The organism is Pseudarthrobacter sp. LMD1-1-1.1 (assembly GCF_040676255.1).
GTDB lineage: Bacteria > Actinomycetota > Actinomycetes > Actinomycetales > Micrococcaceae > Arthrobacter.
Genome location: NZ_JBEGHP010000023.1, coordinates 394,884 through 415,392, shown reverse-complemented (window position 1 = coordinate 415,392; position 20,509 = coordinate 394,884). Strand labels below are relative to the sequence as shown.

The window sequence follows — 20,509 nt, the reverse complement described above, 5'->3', positions numbered from 1 at the left end:
CGTCAGACGGGCACCTTCGATACCCGGCCTGCCTCGGGGACAGGAGCACGGGCAGCTATAGACTAGCCGATTCCAATGGCTCCGGTAAGCATGCCGACTCCGAGCATTACCAGGGAGATGACGGCGGTGCGCCACAGGACCTTTTTGTGGTGGTCGCCCAGGTCCACCTTGGCCAGCGAGACCAGCAGCAGGATGGCCGGAACCAGCGGGCTCTGCAGGTGGAACGGCTGGCCGGTGATGGAGGCACGGGCCATGTCAGCGGCGCCGACACCGTAGTGGGCAGCGGTTTCGCTGAGGACGGGCAGGACGCCGAAGTAGAACGCGTCGTTGCTCATGAAGAACGTCATGGGAATGCTGAGCACACCGGTGATGACCGCCATGAACGGGCCCATGGAGGTGGGGATGATCTGGACCAGCCACGCGGACATTGCTTCCACCATGCCGGTGCCCTTGAGGACGCCGGTGAGGACGGCGGCGGCCATGACCATGCTGACCACGGCGACGATGGACGGTGCGTGCGCAATCAGCTGGGCGCCCTGGTCCTTGACCTTGGGGAAGTTGACCAGCAGGGCGATTGCTGCGCCCACCATGAACACGAACGGCAGCGGGATGACGTTGGCGACGAGCACCACCATGACGGCGACGGTCAGGGCCAGGTTGAACCAGAACAGCTTGGGGCGCAGGGTGCTGCGGTTGGGGTCGAGCGCGGTGTCCGCCATGGCGGAGTCGTGCTCGTCCACCAGGGTTTCGGTGCGGTCCAGGACCGCCACCGAACCACCGGCGGGGGCTGCTCCGCCGGGGTTGCCGCCCTTTCGGCGGCCACTTCCAAAAGCGCCGGTTCCGGAAGCGCCGGTGCCTGAGGCACCTGTGGAGGTGCCGCCGTCGAACTCTTCCGCAGTGTCCGGCACGCCCCAGATCTCGGGGGCCGTGGCGCGGAGGCGGTTGCGTTCCTGCAGGCCGAGCAGCCAGGAGAAGGCGAAGACGACCACCAGGCCGGCCACGAGGGACGGGATCATGGGGACGAAGACGTCGTTGACGTCGATCTTCAGGGCGGTGGCGGCGCGGGCCGTGGGGCCGCCCCAGGGCAGGATGTTCATGGTGCCGTTGGCCAGGCCGGCCACGCAGGTGAGGACCACGGGGCTCATCTTGAGGCGCAGGTAGACCGGCAGCATCGCGGCGGTGGTGAGGATGAAGGTGGTGGACCCGTCGCCGTCCAGGGACACGGCGGCGGCCAGGATGGCGGTGCCCAGGACCACCTTGGCGGGGTCGTTGCCCAGCTTGCGGAGGATGAACTTCACCAGCGGGTCAAAGAGCCCGACGTCGATCATCAGGCCGAAGTAGATGATGGCGAACATCAGCAGGGCCGCGGTGGAGGTCATGGACTTCATGGAGTCCATCACCATGTCGCCGATGCCCAGGCCGGCACCGGCGAACAGGCCGAAAACAGTAGGGACAATGATCAACGCCAGCACTGGCGTCAACTTCTTCGTCATGATCAGCACCATGAATACCGCGATCATGGCGAATCCAAGTATTACCAGCACAGCCGGCTCCTTCTTGTGAACAGCGGCACAGCGGTGTGACGCGTGCTACAGACTGTAGGGTGGCGGCCGTCACGGCAGTGCCTTTGGCTCAATTGATTGGCATACTGCTTATTGGGAGCATTTTGCTCATTGTGCTCACAGCGCTTAGGCGCCGAAACCATGGCCCGCCGCCACCCGTCAAGGAGGATGAATGCAGCGTTCCGCGCCCCGGCAGCCGCTGCGGTTTTCCACCCAGACGCTGTTGCTGCAGCTGGCCGTGGTGCTGCTGGTGGTGCTGCTGAGCACCTCCGTGCACGCGTGGCTGACGTATGACCGGGTGGGCAGCGATGCGGAGAACCAGGCCCTGACGCTGGCCCGGACCGTTGCCTCCGACCCGGAGGTCCGTGCCGATGTGCTGGCCATCAGCGGACAGCCCGGCACTCCCCCGGCAGCAGAGCTCCTGGCCGGGCCACTGCAGGCATCCGCCGAGGCGGCGCGGACCAGGACCGGCGCCTTGTTCGTGGTCATCACGGACGAAACGGGCATCCGGCTGGCCCACCCGGATCCGCAACGGCTCGGTGAGAAGGTCAGCACGGACCCCTCCGAGGCGTTGTCCGGGCAGGAGGTCACCACCCGGAACACCGGAACACTCGGCCCGTCCGCCGGCGCGAAAGTTCCGGTCTACGCACCCGGCACCGGCGCGGTGGTGGGCGAGGTGAGTGTGGGTTACTCCATGGAAACCGTGGCCCAGAGCGTGGCCCGGGACATCGGGCCCGTGGCACTGACCGCCGCGGGCGCCCTCCTGGCCGGCGTCCTGGGCTCCTTCCTGCTGCGCCGGCGCCTGCAGCGCCTCACCCTGGGCCTGGAACCGGAAGAGATCAGCACGCTGGTCCATGACCAGGTGGCGGTGCTGCAGGGCGTGGACGACGGCGTGATCGGTGTCAGTGCCGACGGCCGGGTCAGCGTCTTCAATGCCGCCGCGCAGCGGCTGCTGGGACTGCCGGACCTGTCGGGATCCCGCTGGGAGGACGCGCCCGTCCCGGAACAGCTGAAGTCCCTCACGCGCCCCGGGACCGGGGTTGCGGGCCCGGCGGTTGCCACCGGCGGATCAAACCAGGATGCCCTCGAGCTGGTGGCCGGCGGCCGGGTGCTGGTGGTGAATGCGCGCAAAGCCCTGCACCGCCGGGAGGACCTGGGCTGGGTGGTCATGCTGCGTGACCGGACGGAACTGCAGGAGCTTACGCGGCAGCTCGACGCCGTGGGCACCATGTCCACCGCGCTGCGCGCCCAGCGGCACGAGTTCGCCAACCAGCTGCACACCCTTGCCGGCTTCCTGGGCATCGGGCAGCACCAGGAGGCGCGTGATTACCTGGCCGGGCTCGCCGCCACCGGCCCGCTGAAGTTCCCGGTGGACCAGGCCGAGCTGCTGCAGGACCCGTACCTGCAGGCCTTCGTGGGCGCCAAGGGCGTGGAGGCCGACGAACGGGGCGTCGCACTGCGCATCGGGCCGGAGACCCTGGTCCGCGGGCAGGTGACGGAGGCCCAGGACGTGACCACGGTGCTGGGGAACCTGCTCGACAACGCCGTCAACGCCGCCGTGGCGGGCTCGTCCGCGGACCGCTGGGTTGAACTGGAGGTGCTGGATGAGCCGGGCGACGACGGCGGCACGCTGCACGTCGTGGTGGCGGACTCCGGTGACGGGCTGGCAGAAGGCACCGACACGGAGGCCGTGTTTGCCGAAGGTTTCACCACCGCTTCCGGCCCGGTCCGCGCCGGCGGCGGCCAGGGCTTCGGGCTGGCGCTGGCCCGCCAGCTGGCACGGCGCCGGGGCGGCGATGTGAAGGTGCTGGACCGCGGGGCCAGGGGTGGCCCGGGGGCCGTGTTCATGGCCACCCTTCCGCACACGACGGCAGGGAGCCCTGCCGCGAAGACCACGGGGGAAGCCGGAAAGGAAAAGAATGGCTGACGATTTTCGGGTCCTGATCGTGGACGACGACTTCCACGTGGCCAAGCTGCATGCCGCCTACGTGGATTCGGTGGCGGGGTTCCTGGCGCTGGCGCCCGTCGGAACGGCGTCGCTGGCCCTGCAGGCGATCCACAGCCTGCGGCCGGACCTGGTGCTGCTGGATGTGTACCTTCCGGACGCCTCCGGCCTGGACCTGCTGCAGCAGCTGGACGTGGACACGATCATCCTCAGTGCCGCGTCTGATCCCGCGTCGGTCCGGGTCGCGTTCCGCCGCGGCGCACTGGGATACCTGCTCAAGCCCTTCACGGCGGAGTCACTGTCCCAGCAGCTGCGTTCCTATGCCCGGTACCGGCGCCTCCTGGGCCAGCCGGGGGCACTGGACCAGGACGCCGTGGAGCGCGCCAAACGCGCGCTGATTCCGGGGGACGTCACGCCGTCGTCGAAACCACGCTCCGCAACGGAGGCCGCGGTGCTGGAATCGCTGGCCCCCGGCGAGCAGTACTCTGCCGCCGAGGTGGCCGCCCGGGTGGGCGTGTCCCGCGCCACCGCCCAGCGGTACCTGTCCTCGCTGGCGGACGACGGCGCAGTGGACATCCAGCTCCGCTACGGCACCACCGGCAGGCCCGAGCACCGCTACGGCCTGCCGGCACGGTAGGGCCGGAAACTTACTCGCTCTTCTGCGCGACCAGTTCGATTTCGACGAGCATCTTCGGGTCCAGGAACGGGAGCACGTGGACCAGGGAGAGGGTGGGGCGGATCTCGCCGAACACTTCGCCGTGGGCCCGGCCGGCCTCTTCCCATTTGCTGATGTCCGTCAGGTACAGCTTGGACTGCACCACGTCCCCGTAGCCGAAACCGGCATCCGCCAGGACCTTGCCGAGTTTCTGCAGGATGTACTGGGTCTGGGTGTAGAAGTCATCCCCCACGATTCCGTCGTCACCGCTGGCTGCGGTGGCAGAGATGTAGAGGGTGTTGTCCACCTGGACGGCGCGGGAATAGCCGAGGGTCTGTTCCCAGACGGATCCGCTGCCGAAGGTTTTGCGCATGGGTGGGCCTTTCAAAGCTGGAATGGGTCGCCACCACTGTAGGGCTGCTACAGGTCGCGCCGGTAAACCAGCAGTTTTATGTCGGTTCCGGGGACCAGCCAGTCCCGCTCAGGCACCCGCTGGAAGCCGGTCTTGCGGTACAGCCCGTGCGCGCTTTCCCAGGTTTGACCGGTGGTGAGGGCCACCGCACGGATGCCGGGAAGGGTCCTGGCATGGCCGATGATGGCGTCCACCATGGCTTTGCCGGCGCCGCTGCGCTGCACGGCAGGGTCCACCACCAGCATCCGGAATTCCAGCTCATCCTGCAGGGCGATATCCGCGTACGGCTCCCCCGCCAGCGCCAGCGTGACGGAACCGATGACAGCTCCGTCCCGCTCCGCCACCCAGATGGTGGCCTGCTCCGCGCGGGATGCCACGTCCATGATCTTGACCATGTAGGGGTGCGCGGCGTCGTCGAAGTAGCCTGCCGAAAGATACGAATCTCCGGTGATGCGGGCAATGGCGGCGAAGTCGGCCTCGACGGCGGGACGGATGGTTATCTGCGGCTGCACCCGTCAATGCTAGTGGCGGGCCGGGGCGCCGTACGGCAGGAAGGCACTTTCCGTGACAGAACTATCAGAACGGGTGGCCCCGCTCTTTCGATGAGGCTGGTTCCCATGCCCACTCAGAGCGGAAACTTGCCGGACAGCTCCAGGCTGGCGGCACAGGTCCAGGCGTCCAGGCGTTCGCCATCGGTGGGGCCGCCGTCGAGGGGGCTCGTCAGGCGCGGCCTGCGCACCCAGCAGCCGGCCTCCTCCGCGATCAGGGCGCCGGCTGAAAAGTCATGCTCATTCAGACCCCGCTCGCCGTAGGCATCGTGGGTTCCGTCCGCCACCATGCACAGGTCCAGGGCGGCGGAACCAAGCCGGCGGACATCGGCAAAGCCATCCATCAAAGTACCGAAGGCGGCCGCCTGCTGGGCGCGGACATCGGGCTCGTAGCTGAACCCGGTGGCCAGGATCTGCCCGGCGCGGCCCGGAACCGGTCCGTCCAGCCTGGTGACAATGCCGCGTTCGTCCAGCCACGCGCCCTGGCCGCGGGCCGCGTAGTACACCCGCCCCAAGGCAGGGGCGTTGACGACGCCGGCCAGCCAGACGCCGTCGGCATCGGCAACCGCCACGGAGGTGGCGTAGTAGACGATGTTGCGGATGAAGTTGGTGGTGCCGTCCAGGGGGTCGATGGACCAGCGGTAACCGGTGGGGTCGGCGGCCCGGGTGGTTCCCTGTTCCTCGCCGGTGATGCTGTCGCCCGGGCGGGCAGCGGTGATGACGCGGCGTACGGCGTTTTCCGCGGCCAGGTCGAAGGCCGTGACCCAGTCCCCGGCCGCTCCCTTGTTGCTCGCGTCCAGGGCGTTGCCGTCACGGCCGGAGAGGACTTTAGCGCCTGCCGCGGCGGCCTGTTTGGCTACCTCCAGCAATTCCGTTGCGGACGTCATGCGTTCTCCTCCACGGTGCTGTCCTGTACTGTGTCCTCCCCTGCAGAGGCAGGTGCGGTCGCCTCTTCGTTGCCCTCGTCATCCCCGCCCGGTTCCACGGCATCTCTTGCCGCGGCATCCCCCACGGCCGCCGGGCCGCCGTCAAGCAGTTGCCGGAACCCGTCCTCGTCCAGGACGCGGACGCCCAGCTGCTCTGCCTTGTCCAGCTTGCTGCCGGCACTTTCGCCGGCCACCACGTAACTGGTGTTCTTGGAAACGGAGCCGGCCGCCTTGCCGCCGCGGAGCAGGATGGCTTCCTTGGCTTCGTCGCGGCTGAAGTTGGGCAGGGAGCCCGTGACCACCACGGTCAGTCCCTCAAGGGTGCGCGGAATGGACTCGTCGCGTTCGTCCTCCATGCGGACCCCGGCGGCGGCCCAGCGGTCGATGATCTCGACGTGCCAGTCCTCGGCGAACCATTCCTTCAGTGCGGCGGCAATTGTGGGGCCAACGCCGTCCACATGCGCAAGTTCCTCCTCGGACGCGGCGCGGATGCGGTCCATGCTGCCGAACGCCTGCGCCAGGGCCCGGGATGCGCGGGGACCGACGTGGCGGATGGACAGGGCCACCAGGACGCGCCACAGCGGCTGGGTCTTGGCCTTTTCAAGTTCCTTGAACAGTTTCTGGGTGGTGGCGGTGGGCTTGGACGGCGACTTGGCCGTGCCCTTGCTGAAGAAGTACGGCACCAGCTCGTATTCGCCGGTGGGAACGCCTTTACTCTTCTTTTCACGCCGGATCCGGACACCGGCCAGGTCCTCGGGGGTGAGGTCGAACAAGCGGGCTTCGGAGGTCAGCGGAGGGGTGTCCGGTTCGGCAGGCTGGGTCAGTGCGATGGCCGCCTCCCAGCCCAAGGCCTCGATATCGAAGGCACCCCGGCCGGCTACGTGGAACACGCGCTCCCGGAGCTGGGACGGGCAGGACCTCGCGTTGGGGCAGCGGACATCCACGTCCCCCTCCTTCGCAGGTGCCAACGGGGTACCGCAGGATGGGCACTCGGTGGGCATCACGAAGTCGCGTACCGGCGGGTCCTGCTGGTCCCGGAGGTTCAGGACCGGGCCCACGATTTCGGGGATGACGTCCCCCGCCTTCCGCAGGATGACGATGTCGCCGATCTTGACGCCCTTGGCCTTGACCACGTCCTGGTTGTGCAGGGTGGCCATTTCCACGGTGGATCCGGCAACCTTGACCGGCTCCATCACACCGTAGGGCGTGACGCGGCCGGTGCGGCCCACGTTGACCTGGATATCCAGCAGCTTGGTGTGGACTTCCTCCGGTGGGTACTTGTACGCCACGGCCCAGCGGGGAACACGGGTGGTGTTGCCCAGGGCGCGCTGGGTGGCGAAATCATCGACTTTGATGACGATGCCGTCGATTTCGTGAAGCAGCTTGTGGCGCTGGTCCCCGTACCGCTTGATGAATCCGAGGACGTCGTCCCGGGCTTCCAGCACCTCGAAGTACGGGCTCACCGGCAGGCCCCACTCCTTCAGCAGGCCGTAGGTCTCCGACTGGCTGCCGGCGGCAAGGCCCTCCCGGGCGCCGATGCCGTGGACAAACATTTTCAGTGGCCGCTTGGCCGTCTCCGCCGGATCCTTTTGCCGCAGCGAGCCGGCGGCGGCGTTTCGGGGATTGGCCAGCGGCGCCTTCCCGGCTTCGATCAGGGCCTCATTGAACTCGGCGAAGGCCTTGGACGGGATGAAGACCTCGCCGCGCACTTCCATTTCGGCGGGGAAACCGCTGCCACGCAGTTCCTGCGGGATTTCCTTGATGGTGAGCAGGTTGTGGGTAATGTCCTCACCTGTGGTGCCGTCGCCGCGGGTGGCAGCCCGCACCAGTTTGCCGTCGCGGTACAGGAGGTTGACCGCCAGGCCATCGATTTTCAGTTCGGTCAGCCACGCCGCCTTTGCTCCGCCGTCCCCGATTTTTTCGATGCCGGCCTCGGCCCGGTTCAGCCATGCCTCAAGCTCCTCCAGGGAGAAGACATCCTCGAGGCTGTACATCCGCTGCAGGTGTTGCACCGGAGCAAACGCGGCGGACACCTCGCCGCCCACTTCCTGGGTGGGTGAATCGTTGGCCACCAGTTCCGGGTGCAGCGCCTCGATCTCCTCGAGGCGGCGGAAGAGGGAATCGAACTCGGCGTCCGATACCAGCGGCGCGTCCTCCTGGTAGTACGCAAACCGGTACTTCCGGACCAGGTCCGCGAGGTTGTCATATTCCTCGCGGATGGCCTCGGTGGGAATCGCTTCGGGCTCGTGCGGTGCCGTGGTCCGGGCGGCGGTCTGTTCTGCGGGTCCTGGTCCTGTGCTCACAGACCTATCTTGCCTTACACCTCCGACAGCCACCGGGCACGGCGGCGTGGCAGGCACCCAGGCTCAGTGCGACCGGAGCCGGTTGCGGTTCCGGTTCCACCAGGCGAAAGCTCCGGCGGACGCACCCACCAGCAGTGTTCCGATCGCGATGGGCCCCAGTGCCGGCCCGTCCGGGCCCCCGCCCCCGGCGGGAGCAACGGCGGCCAACTTGGTGGGCGCAGTGGTCCGGGTCACGGGACTGTTCCAGTCCTGTCCACTGGAGGGGCCGGTGGGCGGGCGGTAGCCGGCAGTCGCTGAGGGGGTTTCGGGGGCGGAATCGTCGGGGACCGGTGCCACCGTTGCCGGAAGCCGGGCCGGGTCCGGGGGCGGGATGTCACCCTGCGCCGGCTGGGGCTGGACAGTCGGGGCGGCCGGCACCGCCGGGGGTGCCGGCTGGGCCGGCGGCGGCACGGGATCCTTTGATTTGCGTGGGCGCCCGGTTGGGCCGGCGTCGGGGCTGCTGGCAAGGATGGGAATGCACAGCAATCCGCAGTCGGCTGGCGCCTGGGTGTCCGACGCCGGAGCGGGCGTGGGGTCGGCAGTGGCAGCAAGTGCCGGGCCTGTTGGGAAGAAGCCAAAGGCCAGGGCCAGGACAGCTGCGGAAGCCGTCGTCGTAACAGCGTGGCGGACCGGGGCGGACGGGGTCATTGCTACCTTTCGATGCGCGCAGCCCCCCACCACGGCTTTCTGGTGTCCCCGGTAGTCTTCTACAGCGCCGGGCGGGGCCGCAAATCCGCCGCAGCAGCGGCCCCGCCTTTTTCGGGCCTGCTCAGTCCCGGTTTTCCGGTGGAAGCGCCACCTGGATTTTCCGCGCTTTGCCGCGTCCCACCACGTACCCGCGGCCCGGGATGAAGTCCGGACTCACCCGGCCCAGCGAGGTATTGAGCAGGCTGTCGCCTTCGATGTCCCCCGGGTTGAGGAGCAGGCCCCGCCGCCCGGATTTGAACGGCTGGGCAAGCTGCCAGGCACTGGACCAGGTGGAGGATTCGGACTCGCCCACCACCCATTGGTCCGCCTTCAGCGACGCGGTCACCAGCTGCGCCATGCCGGATTCAGCGATGGTGTCGGTGAATTCCGTCAGGCCCTCGATGAAGAAGGCCACCGCTCCCGGATTCCCGGTGGAGTGCTCCACCAGGTCCTCCACCACCTCGGCGAGGTCGTCCGGTCCCACCACCGAGCGGTTCCAGATGGGAAGGGAGGCGACGGCGGACCGGCGCGACCCGAGGTAGATCAGCTCCGTGGCGGGGTTGGACCGGCGCAGTGCGTAGGCCAGGGTCACCAGGGCCACGGTCCGTCCGGCACCCGGCGGGCCTGCCAGCAGCAGCGGGCCGCGCGCCATGAGCTCTGCGGGCTGCAGGGACTCGTCGTCCACGCCGATCACCGGCAGGTCCGGGCTGCCGGCGGGCAGGACGTCCAGGTCCACCTGCTCAGGCAGCCGTTCGATGCCCGGCGCGGTGTCCAGGCCCTGGCGCAGCATGGCTTCGCTGAGCTTATGGACTTCCCGGGCCTGCAGGGCCAGGTTGGAGTTGCCGCCCAGGACGGCGAGCTGCACTTCAAGTCCGTCCAGCAGCCCGCGTCCCGGGGGCGACGTGGCGGTGAGCACATCCCTGGGGACGTCCATCGAGATGTAGTCGTCTTCATTGGAGAGCCGCAGCACCAGCCGGCGCTGGATGGAGGCGAGCAGCGACGCGGGGACGGCGTTGGGCCGGTCCCCCGTCACCACCAGGTGGATGCCCAGGGTGCGGCCGTCGGTGGCGAGCTGCAGGAAGATGTCCCAGAGCCCGGAAAGCTTGCTGTGCTCGTAGGCTTCCCGGAACGCGGACATGCCGTCCACCAGCACGAAGATCCGCTTCTCGTCCGGCCGGTTGGCCAGCTTCCGGTACTCCACGATGGTGGACGCCCGCACCTCTGCGAACTGTGCGGACCGCAGCTCGGCGATGTCCCGCAGGAGGCGCAGCAGGCGCCCAACGCGTTCCACGTCGTCGCCGTTGATGATCTCGCCCACGTGCGGAAGCTCCTCCAGCATCCGCAGCCCCGAAGAACCGCAATCGATGCCGTACACGTGGACCGGGCCGCCGCGCGGGGTGACCGCGGCGGCAATGGCAATGCCGCGCAGGGCTGCGGACTTGCCGGAACCGCCCGTGCCGTAGATGGCCATGTTGCCGTCCCGGTCCGGTTCGTAGAACACGGTGGGCTGGTCCTGGTGCACGGGATCGTCGGCAACGCCCAGGAGCAGCTGTTCGTCGGTGCGGGGGTTGGGCAGCTTCGAGAAATCGTAGGTCTTGGCCAGTTCATCCAGCCATGGCTTGCGCGGCGGCTGGATGGCCAGGGTGTCCGCGGCGTGCACGATGGTGGAAGTCATCCGGGCAATGTCGTTGGGGCCGGCCGGTTCCTGGGCGACGGGCTTGTCAGGGGCGGGCGCTTCCCAGCTGGGACCGGAACCGAAAGCCATTTCCACGATGTCGATCTGGGGCCGCTGCGGCTTGTCGGTGGTCCAGCCGCCGGCGTAGCCGGTCTGGAACCCCTGGATGCGGCCGGGCCCCGTCTTGGCGGCACCGCGGCCCGGAATGGCGGGGTCGAAGTAGGCGGCGTCCGGGACGCCCAGGATGTCCGTGGCATCGTCCTCATCGGCCATGCGCAACGCAACCCGGAGGTTGGTGTTGGCGCGGAGGTTGTCCTTGATGACGCCGGCGGGCCGCTGGGTGGCCAGGATCAGGTGCAGGCCGAGGGAGCGGCCACGGGCGGCCACATCCACCACCCCGTCCACGAACTCGGGAACATCGTTGGCCAGGGCGGCGAACTCGTCCACGATGATGATCAGGTACGGCGGGGCTTCCGGGTCTGCCTCGCGCTGCAGGGCCAGCAGGTCCTTGGCCTTCTTCCGGTTCAGCAGCTGCTCACGGTAATGCAGCTCCGCGCGCAGGGACGTCAGGGCGCGGCGTACCAGGTGCGGGGACAGGTCGGTGACCAGCCCGACGGTGTGCGGCAGGTTGATGCAGTCCGCGAATGCGGCGCCGCCCTTGTAATCCACGAACAGGAAGCTGACGCGGTCCGGGCTGTACGCCGCGGCCATGCCCATGACCCAGGACTGCAGGAACTCGGACTTGCCCGCGCCGGTGGTGCCGCCGACCAACGCGTGCGGGCCCTCGTTCTTCAGGTCCAGGTACAGCGGCTCGATGCCCTTGGACCCCACCAGGGCCCGGAGCGTGCCGTTGTCCTTGCGGTTCGCCACCGCGGTGGCGTGCACGGAGTTGTTTTCCGTCCAGCGCTCGGCCACGGACTGCGGGTTGTCCAGGAAGTCCTTGCCGATCAGGGTCGCGTAGGACACGGCGCGCGGCAGGTCGGAGTCGTCGTTGACGGGCTTGCCCACGTCCACCACGGGGGCCAGCATCCGGGCGAGCTGGGCGGCGAGTTCCGCGTCCACGCTCTCGCAGCTGACGGGATAGGTGTGGCGGCCCAGGCGCACCTGGCCAGTGGTGGTGCCGTGGTCGCCGTCCACCACCATGAAGTCGCGGCAGGCGGCGGGCAGGGCCTGGATGTCGGTGGCCACCCACAGGACGTGGACGCCGGAGTCGGGCCCGCGTTCCGCCAGCCGGGTGAGCCGGCCGCGGTCCACGGGAGCGTCGTCTTCCACGATGACCAGCACCGAGGGAAGGACGGGCTCTTCGAGTTCGTGTTTGGCGGGGTCGATGCCGGGGCGCAGTTCCGGGGCAGTCCGTTTGGCCGCCGCTTCGCGGGCGTCCACCAAGTCCTCAAGCCGGGCCAGCAGGGAGGAGCCGCCGGCAGACCCGGCTGCCAGGTGGTCCCCGCCCAGCGGGCTGTGCCCCGAGCCCACGTGCGGCAGCCATTGCAGCCAGTTCCACCGTTCGCGGGACTGCGCGGACGTGATGGCCGTCAGGACCACCTCGGCCGGGGAATGCAGGCCCACGAGCTGCAGCACCATGCCGCGGGCAACATCGTCCACCAGGCCGCGGGCGCCGGCGATGCCAAGGGCCCCGGAGGTGCGCAGCTGGGAGACCACGGGGACGCCTTCGATCTCGCTGAACTGCTTGATGCAGTCCTGGATCTCGCGGGCGTACTGGACTTCGGTGTCATTGTTGGAGGGTTCCTCCAGCGGGATGCGGGACGGCCCGGTCCCCAGCCCGAAGCGCAGGCCCAGGAACGAGGAGTGCTCGGGCCGGTGCGTCCACAGCAGTGGCCCGAGCTTGTAGATGGCATCCACGGTGTCGCTGACCGACGGCGCTTCCTGGAGCCGGACCGCCCGTTCCACCTGCTGCAGTTCGGTGAGGTCCTGCCGGAAGGCGGCCATGGACGCCCGGAACTGCTTGAGCTGTTCCTTCTGCTGCTTCCGCGTCCGCATCCTGGTGTCCACGTAGTGGCCCACGATGAACAGGGGCATCATCAGCATGAACACCATGGACAGCACGTTCTGCGTGACCGCGAAGATGACCGCGCCCATCATCAGGGGTGCCACCAGCATGATGTACGGGAACGGCTGGTCATCGGGCCGCTTGGGCCCGGCAGGAAGGACGCGTTTGGGCACGTCGAAGCGGGGCACCACGCGCGGGGAGCGGTTGAAGTCCACAAGGGGCGACGTCGGCGCTGCCGCGTGATTATGCCCCAGGGGCACCACGGTGACGGTGGTGTCCCCCAGGGTCACCGTGTCGGACGAGTTCAGGGTGGCGCGCGTGACCGGCAGCCCGTCCATCAGGAGGCCGTTGGCGGAGTTGGTGTCCACGATCTCGATGCTTTCGCCCACCGTGATCCGGGCATGCCGTTTGGACGTGAGCGGATCCGTCAGGCGGATATCCACGTCCCGGTCCCGGCCGATGTAACTGGTGCCGATGGGCAGCGAAAATTCGCGGCCGACGTCGGGCCCGGACAACACGCGCAACGTGGCCGCAGCAGGCCCACGGCTGGCTCCGGGTTCGTGGAACTGCCCGCTGACCTGGGCCAGCGACACCACGGAGCCGGGGCGCAGGCCCGATTCGAGCAGGTTGTCTTCGCGGGCCAGGACGTTGCCGCTGATGCCGGCACCCACGAAGGCTTCGTCGATGCGCAGGGACAGGTTGTCCGGGGCAGGGGTGCCCTTCCGGTCAGGGTCGGCCGCCCAGAGCACGGTGGCGATGTCGGCCACGGTGGCCAGGCCGTCCACCGTGACGGCCAGGTCCTTGGCGTCGGCGGGTTCGCGGCGGAGTGTCAGCCGGATCCTCATCCTTCGTCCACGCCCCTCATCTTTTCGAGCAGGTACAGGTCATCGGGTGTCACCAGGTGGGTGGTGACGGCGTGCTCCACCAGGCGGGCGCGGCGGTTGGTGGCCAGTTTCCCGCCGCCTCCGCGCAGCCCCACCACGCCCACGCGGTCCAGCTTGTCGCAGACGTTGTCCAGTTTGCGGTTGAAACGGGTCAGCGCCCAGCCCAGGGTCCTGGCGGCGGCCGCCGAGGACGGGATGGTGCTGAACCCGGTGCCTTCGCGCCGGAGCACGGGCTCGGCGAGGGCCACGATCAGCGCCTTCTGGGCGTCGGTGAAGACCACGGGGCCGATGGTGGTGTCGCCGCTGCTGGCGCCTTCCCGGGCTTCCTGCCGGAAGGATGGCGTCTTCAGGTGCACGGCGAACTCGTAGGTGGTGGGCCCGGCCGTGAAGATGACGTTGGTGTGGCTGAACACCAGCGGAATCCGGGCGCCGGGCGACAGCCAGGCCTGCATGCCGCCGGACGCGTCAGCCACGGTGGCGGACAGCATGCTGCCGACGTTGCTCAGCCACCAAATGCCGTCGTAGCGGGCCACCTGCAGGAACTGCCGGTGCAGGTACGGGTTGTCGTCCACTTCAAGGTCGCCTTCGCGGCCGATATTGAAGATGTCCTCATCCGATGGCTCGTACCATTCGCCACAGAAATCTATTGCTAGATCCCCCATGATCTGTGCCTCCTCAGTGGGCAATGTGTTTGCATCATCAGCTGGCTAGTCCTGCAGGCAGGCGATGGAGTCCTGGCCTTCCGGCGAGGCGCTGCCGTCGGCCCGCACCAGGATCACTTCCAGGCAAATGGGAGTGGGGCCGAACCCGGAAACAAAGGTCTTCGGTACCTTCGTGGTTTCGTAGGGACCGTCCGCCTTGGCGGATTTGGTGCGGTATTTGTAGGAGTCGCCCTCCCTGGGCTGCGGGTTGGTCCAGGAGAAGATGATGGTGTTTGGATCTTCGGGCTTTCGTGATGCCGTGAGGCCTTCAACACTGGGGACGGTGCCGCTGTCCACGGCGTCCGCCGGCGGCTTGCTGACCTGCTGGGTGTCCACTGCTTTGGGCGTTCCGGTCGCAGTGTTGGCCACCACGATGCCCACCACCGCCGCCAGGGCCAGGAGGGTTCCGCCGGCCAGCGCGAGCCAGAGGTTGCGCTTGCCATGGTCTGCCGCCGGCTCCGCCTGGGGCTGGTCCACGTTCACGGGCCGGTGCACGGTGGCGTCGGCGGTGTAGGTGTCCGGCCCGGCGTCGTCCCTTACCGGGGCCCCATACTTCGCCGCGCCGGTGCTGCCGCGCAGGACGGTGGACTGTGCCCACTCCCCCTGGCCGCCGCCGTCGGCCGCGTCTGCTCCGGGGCCAGCCGCTCCGGCGGGGGCCGCCGGGATGGAGGGCACGGCCGGGGCTTGCCGCCATTGGCCGGGGCCGGCGGGAGTGAAGGACGACGGCGGGAGGGCACCACCGCGGCGTCCCGTGGCGTCGGTTCCGGCGCCGGGTGAGCCGGGGCGGGTGCGGGCCGGGAAGGTGGGGGCGCTGCCGGTGCGCTCGGGATCGATGGCGGCGATGCTGCGGACGCGGGTTTCCTCGGTGCCGTCGTCCGGGTGGCTTTCCTCCTGCTGGGGTTCCTCTAGGACTTCGAAGGGAGTCACGGAGAGGTTGAGCTCAGCCTGGATCCGCTGGAGGGCCAGGGCGAAGGCGTGCGCGGAGGAATACCGTGACTGCGGCGACTTGGCCATGGCGGTGGCCAGGGCCAGTTCCAGCGATTCCGGCACGTCCGGACGGCCCAGCCGGGGCAGCGGCAAGTTGCTGATCCGGTTGATCAGTTCCCGCTGCGAGTTGTCCGCCCCCGGCATGACGAAGGGCGAGCGGCCGGCCAGCAGGGTGTACAGGGTGGCACCGAGGGCCCACACGTCCACCATGACGCCGTCGACACTGCCGTCGCGGAACTGCTCCGGCGGGGACCAGGGAATGGACATGCCCGAGTCGTCGTCGGAGTCCCCGGCAAGGGTGCCGGAGATCCCGAAGTCGGTCAGCGCGGGACGGTTGTAGTCCGTCACCAGGATGTTGGCTGGCTTGATGTCGCGGTGGGCGATTCCGGCACGGTGCGCGGTTTCGACGGCGGAGGCCACCTGGATGCCGACGGCCAGGACTTCATCAACGCTGAAGCGCTGCCGCCGGTACCGCACGTCCAGGCTGGGCCGGGAGCAGTACTCCATGGCCAGGTAGGAATGCCCGTCGTCCGTCACTTCCGCCTCGAAAATGGTGACGATGTACGGGTGCGAGGACAGCTGGGCCATGAGGTTGGCCTCGGACTCGAAGCGCCGGCGGGCGCCTTCGGTCTTCAGGTCCGAGAGCAGCACCTTGACGGCGACTTTCCGGCGCGGCCTGTCCTGTTCGTAGAGGTAGACGTCGGAGAAGCCGCCCGAGCCGAGCAGGCTGATGTAGGTGAACCCCGGAATGCGGGGCGGCGGCGCAACAGGCCGTTTGGAACTCAAGGAATCTCCTCAAAACGCAATGAGATGTTGTCGCCCAGTTCAGCGATATCACCGTCGAGCAGGATGGCCATCTCGTTCTGGGCGAGACGGCGCGGCGGTTGGCCTTCGCGGACCAGGACGGTGCCGTTGGTGGCCTTGAGGTCGCAGAGCATCACGTGCCAGCCCTCAAGCCGCACCTCCACGTGGGACCGCGAGATGTCACCGCCCGGGCTTGCCACCTGCACCAGGCGCGGCATCACGCCGCCCTGGACCCGGGACACCGACGGCTGGCGGCCGATCACCATGGACTGGTCGAGGTCCAGCAGGTCGCCGGTGGACAGCCGCATCCGTCCCAGCCTGGGACGCGCTACCTGCACCGCGTCGGGCAACAGGGCCGCCCCGCAGACGCTGCACTGGGCGCGGGTGGGCGGATTGGCGTGGCCCTGGGCGCAGACGCGCGCCAGCACCAGCGGGCCGCCGCCCGCGTCCTGCCGGGCCGCAGGTGCGTCCGCGGCAGGGCCGGCCGTTGATCCGGCGACGCTGCTCTTCATGACCGTCTGGCCATCATGGTCGGGATCGAAGCCGGCAGCGGGTTCCTGGCCCGTGTCCGGCTGCTGGACCTGTGGGTCATGGACTGACGGGTTATGGGCGGGCGGCCCATCGGCAGGCAGCTCATGGACAGGGGCACGCCCGAAGGCAGCCGGACCGGGCTCATAGGCAGCCGGAGGTCCCTGGAAGGGCGCGGGCTCCCGGGCGGGAGCGTCGCTGCCGGTGCCGGGTTCCGTCGGTGCGGGTGCCGTCCCTGCAGTGCGCCAGGGGACGGAATCGATGAGGACACCGGAGGAAGCGGGACGGGACGGAGTGGCAGCCGTGCCGTTCGAGCCGTCACCGGGTCCGGCTGGAGCGTCTGAACGGGTATCTGCTGGTCCGGCATCTGCTGCTCCGGCAAGTCCTGCTCCGGATTCGGCCGACGAGGAATCCCGCGCCGAATCCTCCCCCGTGCCCAGGGCAGGGAGTGGTTCAGGTGCGGGCAGCGCCGGCTGTTGCTGCGGCACTACATGTCCGGAGTCGGCGTCGGGGTCCTCCCGCACGGCTGCGTCTTCGATGTTCCGCATGACGGTCCGGTCCCAGAGGTGGTCGTAGGACGTAGTCATCTCCACGGCGGGACCCGTATCACCGTGGCCTGCCGCGGGGGCGGTTGAGTCCATGCCTGCTCCCGCGGAACCGGGCAGCTCCGATCCTGGGTCCCCAGGGCCGGCCGGGTCTTCGGTGCCGGTTGCTTCGAGAAGCTCTCCGTCGGCGTCAATGATCGCGCCGGGGGCAATCGTGGCCTCCGGGTCGAGGTGGTGCGCGGCGGGTACCGGATCCGGCAGCGCGTCAGGTTGCTGCGGGTCTCCGGCGGTTGCGGCCGGCATGCCACTAGGGGTCCCCACGGGGGAATCGTCGGCTGTTTCGCCCCCACCTGCTGGCGCTTCGGGGGCCAACGGCGGAGCGAAACCGGCTGGACCGTCCACCTCGCCGGAAGAACTGACGGCGAACGGGCCATCAACACTGGCCGGTTTCCCCGGGGATTCTTCGCGGTCCACTGCGGCAGGACCACCGACGGCGGCAGGGCCGGCCGGCGCGCACAGGGTCAGCGTCTGGAGCAGCACCACACCCTCCCCCAGCGGCAGTTCAGCCAGCGGCAGTTCAGGCAGCGGCTGTTCACCCAGCAGCTGTTCACCGAGCGGCTGGCCGGGGCGTCCCGCGGCCTTCCCCGCCGTGGCACCGCCGGCGATACCCAGCCGGCATGTCCCGGGCACGACGAACCTGCGCTCGTTCCAGGTGGTCACGTCTCGGCCGTCGAGCTCCACCGGGCCGCCGGGCTGCTCCACGGTGAGGTCGAGGTCACCGCGCAGGAAGACCCGCAAGGACCCGTTGAAATCCAGGATGCCGAAGGACGGGATGCGGGTCAGGGAGCCACCGGAACTGCTGGTGACGGCTGCCAGGACCTCGTGCGGCTCGGGCTGCGAAGCCAGGAGCTCCCAAATGGCCCCTGCGAGTCCGGCGGGTGTCTCCGGGCCCAGGAGGACTGCGGTCCCGGACCGGACGATGCCCAGCCAGGTGCCGGGAATGTAGCTGGCGCCGGTCATCGTCCGGGCTCTCCGTCCTGGTCGGTGCTGGCTTCGACGGGCGCCGGCAGGGGCTGCGTGACGGCTTCGGACGCAGCCGGCCGCGGCTGCGTCACTTCGTCCCCGTCCGCCGGGGTGTGGCGGGGTGCCGTGGTGCCGGTGCCGTCGTCGTTCGCTACGTTCCTGGCGTCCACCACGATGGCCGTCACGTTGTCCCGGCCGCCGCTGCGCAGGGCAGCCTGGATCAGGGCGTCCACTGCGTCCTGCGGCGCAGCCACGGTGCTGAGGATCCGGAGGATCTCCTCGTCCGGCAATTCCCCGGTGAGGCCGTCCGAACAGACCAGCACCCGGTCGCCTTCCTCCACGGGGAGGAGCCAGTAGTCCGCCTCCGTTTCGTCCCCGGTGCCCAGGGCCCGGGTGACCACGTGGCGGCGGGGATGGACGGTGGCTTCCTGTGCGGTGATCTCGCCGGCGTCCACGAGCTCCTGGACCTCGGAATGGTCCACGCTGATCTGCTCGAACCGGCCCTGGCTGAGCCGGTAGGTGCGGGAATCGCCAATGTTCATGACCAGCCAGTACGGCACGCCCATTTGCTCCACCACCACAGCGCCCGTCAGGGTGGTGCCGGCGCGGGCGCCTGTGGCTTCGCGGATGGAGGCGTCGGCACGGACCAGGTACTCCTGGAGGAGGGACGCGGTAATGTTCCGCTCCCCCGTGGTGACCTGGGGCATTTCTGCCAGGGCGCGCACGCACAGGCCGCTGGCGATTTCGCCGGCCTCGTGTCCGCCCATGCCGTCAGCCACGGCGAAGACGGGGTCGGCGGCGATGTAGGAATCCTCGTTCAGCTCCCGGCGGAGTCCCCTGTCCGTCCCGTAGCCGTAGGTAAGGCTGAGGCCCGGCCCCGGCTGGATGGTGGAGGAAACACTGGCGGGGTGCTGGTTCATGCCTGTCCTAGGTAAAAGGTACGGTCTCCAAAGTGCACACTGGATCCCGGGGTAACAAACGTGGGGACGCCCGGCACCAGGGGGGTGCGCAGGCCGTCCGGGGTGGTGACGGCGCTTCCGTTGGTCGACTGCCGGTCCGTCACCCAGATGCCCGCACCGTCAGTGAGCAGGTGCAGGTGCGTCTTGGAGATGGAGCGCCCGGGGTCGTCTACAGCCAGCAGCTGGGCGTGCTGTTCGCCCGATTGCCCCACCGGGTTCCGGCCCACCAGGACGCTGCGGTCCAGCTGGAAGTCGCGGCCGTCGTCCAGGCGGATGCGGAGGACGGCCACCTGGGCTGGTCCTCCGGCGCCGGGACGCACCTGGGTGCGTTCGACGTCGTCGTCCACATGCTGCGAAGGCACCCGGTGCCCCGGGGGAACGCCTTGGGAACCGGCCGCGGGCGGCGCGAAGGACGCCGGCGAGGTGTACGGCATGGTCTGCGAAGGCATGGTGGCCGACGGCGCAGGTGCTTGCGGCGCGGATGCCTGCGGTCTGTTGACCTGCGGCGCCGGAGCCGCCGGGGCCGGGTTGTACGGGGCCGGGACAGCAGGTGGCGGAGTTTGCAGTACCGGAGCAGGTGGCTGGGAGCCAGGGGTTTGGGGTGCAGCGGCTTGGGGTGCGGCGGTTTGCGGTGCTTTGACCCCGGCCACCGGGGACAGCACCTGCTGCACGGGCGGAAGGTCCAGGGGCGCGAAGCTGTAGGGACCCTGGATGCCGCCGGTGGTGATGGGGTCCCTGCCTGCCTTGACGTCGAACACCAGGGTCTTGGCAGCGGTGTCATTCCAGCCCCGGAGGCCGCCGTTCTTGTCCCAACGGTTGGAAACCACCACCAGCACAGCCCAGGCAGCACCCACCAGGAGCAGCGGGCCGAGGATGAACAGGGCGGCGTCAAACCATTTGAAGACCACTACCAGCACTGCCGCCAGCAGGGCCAGGAGGATGCCCGCCCCGGTGATGAGGCCGCGCAGGAACACAGCGCCCGCGCCGGGTGCGTAGCCGTCCTGGTCCGCGCTGCGGATGCCCATGGCCAGGTTGCCGGGCGTTTTGCCGCTGCGGGCTTCCAGACCGAGCACGACGAACAGGTAGGCCAGGGTGAGGCCCAGGCCGATTCCGCCGAACAGCACCAGGGAAGAGGTGTCGTACACGATGAACCCGCCGCTCCTGGTGCGGGTGATCCCGGCAAATCCGATGGCGAACGTCACCACCAGCACTGCCACCCCGGGCAGCCAGTCGATGACGGCAGCGCCAAGCCGCTTGCCCGCCGCAGCCGGAACAAGCTGAAGGTTCACTGCCATTCCCGTTCCTCCCCCTGGAGCGG

The 20,509-nt window shown here is 68.9% G+C and carries 14 protein-coding genes; 2 read left to right on the top strand and 12 right to left on the bottom strand.

Going from position 1 to position 20,509, the window contains the following annotated elements; all coding sequences use genetic code 11:
• Nucleotides 1-62: 62 nt before the first annotated feature.
• Nucleotides 63-1,544, bottom strand: a complete 1,482-nt coding sequence (locus MRBLMD1_RS15435) for a CitMHS family transporter (RefSeq protein WP_275180368.1) — start codon at nt 1,542-1,544, stop codon at nt 63-65.
• Between the two features lie 190 nt (nt 1,545-1,734).
• Here MRBLMD1_RS15435 and MRBLMD1_RS15430 point away from each other — a divergent pair, with 190 nt between their 5' ends.
• Nucleotides 1,735-3,489, top strand: a complete 1,755-nt coding sequence (locus MRBLMD1_RS15430) for a sensor histidine kinase (protein ID WP_364401161.1) — start codon at nt 1,735-1,737, stop codon at nt 3,487-3,489.
• Nucleotides 3,482-4,144 carry a response regulator gene (locus MRBLMD1_RS15425; protein WP_159632435.1) on the top strand — a complete coding sequence of 221 codons (663 nt, stop codon included), beginning with the start codon at nt 3,482-3,484 and terminating at the stop codon, nt 4,142-4,144. The genes MRBLMD1_RS15430 and MRBLMD1_RS15425 overlap by 8 nt, the downstream gene beginning before the upstream one ends.
• Before the next feature lie 10 nt (nt 4,145-4,154).
• Here MRBLMD1_RS15425 and MRBLMD1_RS15420 read toward each other — a convergent pair whose 3' ends face one another.
• From MRBLMD1_RS15420 to MRBLMD1_RS15370, 11 genes are all read right to left on the bottom strand, one after another.
• Entirely contained in the window at nt 4,155-4,535 is a 381-nt protein-coding gene (locus tag MRBLMD1_RS15420; protein WP_364401158.1) for a RidA family protein, read from the bottom strand.
• A 47-nt stretch (nt 4,536-4,582) separates the two neighbouring features.
• Entirely contained in the window at nt 4,583-5,086 is a 504-nt protein-coding gene (locus MRBLMD1_RS15415; protein ID WP_364401156.1) for a GNAT family N-acetyltransferase, read from the bottom strand.
• Nucleotides 5,087-5,199: 113 nt separating this feature from the next.
• The gene (locus MRBLMD1_RS15410) at nt 5,200-6,009 is read right to left on the bottom strand and encodes an inositol monophosphatase family protein (RefSeq protein WP_159632438.1); all 810 of its coding nucleotides are present in this window, start codon (nt 6,007-6,009) and stop codon (nt 5,200-5,202) included.
• Entirely contained in the window at nt 6,006-8,351 is a 2,346-nt protein-coding gene (gene ligA, locus MRBLMD1_RS15405; RefSeq protein WP_364401153.1) for an NAD-dependent DNA ligase LigA, read from the bottom strand. Before ligA ends, MRBLMD1_RS15410 begins: the two co-directional genes overlap by 4 nt.
• Before the next feature lie 63 nt (nt 8,352-8,414).
• On the bottom strand, nt 8,415-9,038 hold the full coding sequence (locus tag MRBLMD1_RS15400; protein ID WP_364401151.1) for a hypothetical protein: 624 nt from the start codon (nt 9,036-9,038) through the stop codon (nt 8,415-8,417).
• Nucleotides 9,039-9,159: 121 nt separating this feature from the next.
• Entirely contained in the window at nt 9,160-13,605 is a 4,446-nt protein-coding gene (locus tag MRBLMD1_RS15395; RefSeq protein WP_364401148.1) for an FtsK/SpoIIIE domain-containing protein, read from the bottom strand.
• Nucleotides 13,602-14,306, bottom strand: a complete 705-nt coding sequence (locus tag MRBLMD1_RS15390; RefSeq protein WP_307492410.1) for a hypothetical protein — start codon at nt 14,304-14,306, stop codon at nt 13,602-13,604. Before MRBLMD1_RS15390 ends, MRBLMD1_RS15395 begins: the two co-directional genes overlap by 4 nt.
• Before the next feature lie 45 nt (nt 14,307-14,351).
• On the bottom strand, nt 14,352-16,118 hold the full coding sequence (locus MRBLMD1_RS15385; protein WP_364401145.1) for a serine/threonine-protein kinase: 1,767 nt from the start codon (nt 16,116-16,118) through the stop codon (nt 14,352-14,354).
• A complete protein-coding gene (locus MRBLMD1_RS15380) occupies nt 16,115-18,229 on the bottom strand; it encodes an FHA domain-containing protein (RefSeq protein ID WP_364401142.1) in 2,115 nt (704 codons plus the stop codon). The genes MRBLMD1_RS15385 and MRBLMD1_RS15380 overlap by 4 nt, the downstream gene beginning before the upstream one ends.
• Nucleotides 18,226-19,152: a PP2C family protein-serine/threonine phosphatase gene (locus MRBLMD1_RS15375; protein ID WP_364401140.1), complete on the bottom strand. Its 927-nt coding sequence runs from the start codon at nt 19,150-19,152 to the stop codon at nt 18,226-18,228. The genes MRBLMD1_RS15380 and MRBLMD1_RS15375 overlap by 4 nt, the downstream gene beginning before the upstream one ends.
• A complete protein-coding gene (locus MRBLMD1_RS15370) occupies nt 19,149-20,486 on the bottom strand; it encodes an RDD family protein (protein WP_364401463.1) in 1,338 nt (445 codons plus the stop codon). The genes MRBLMD1_RS15375 and MRBLMD1_RS15370 overlap by 4 nt, the downstream gene beginning before the upstream one ends.
• Between the last annotated feature and the right edge of the window lie 23 nt (nt 20,487-20,509).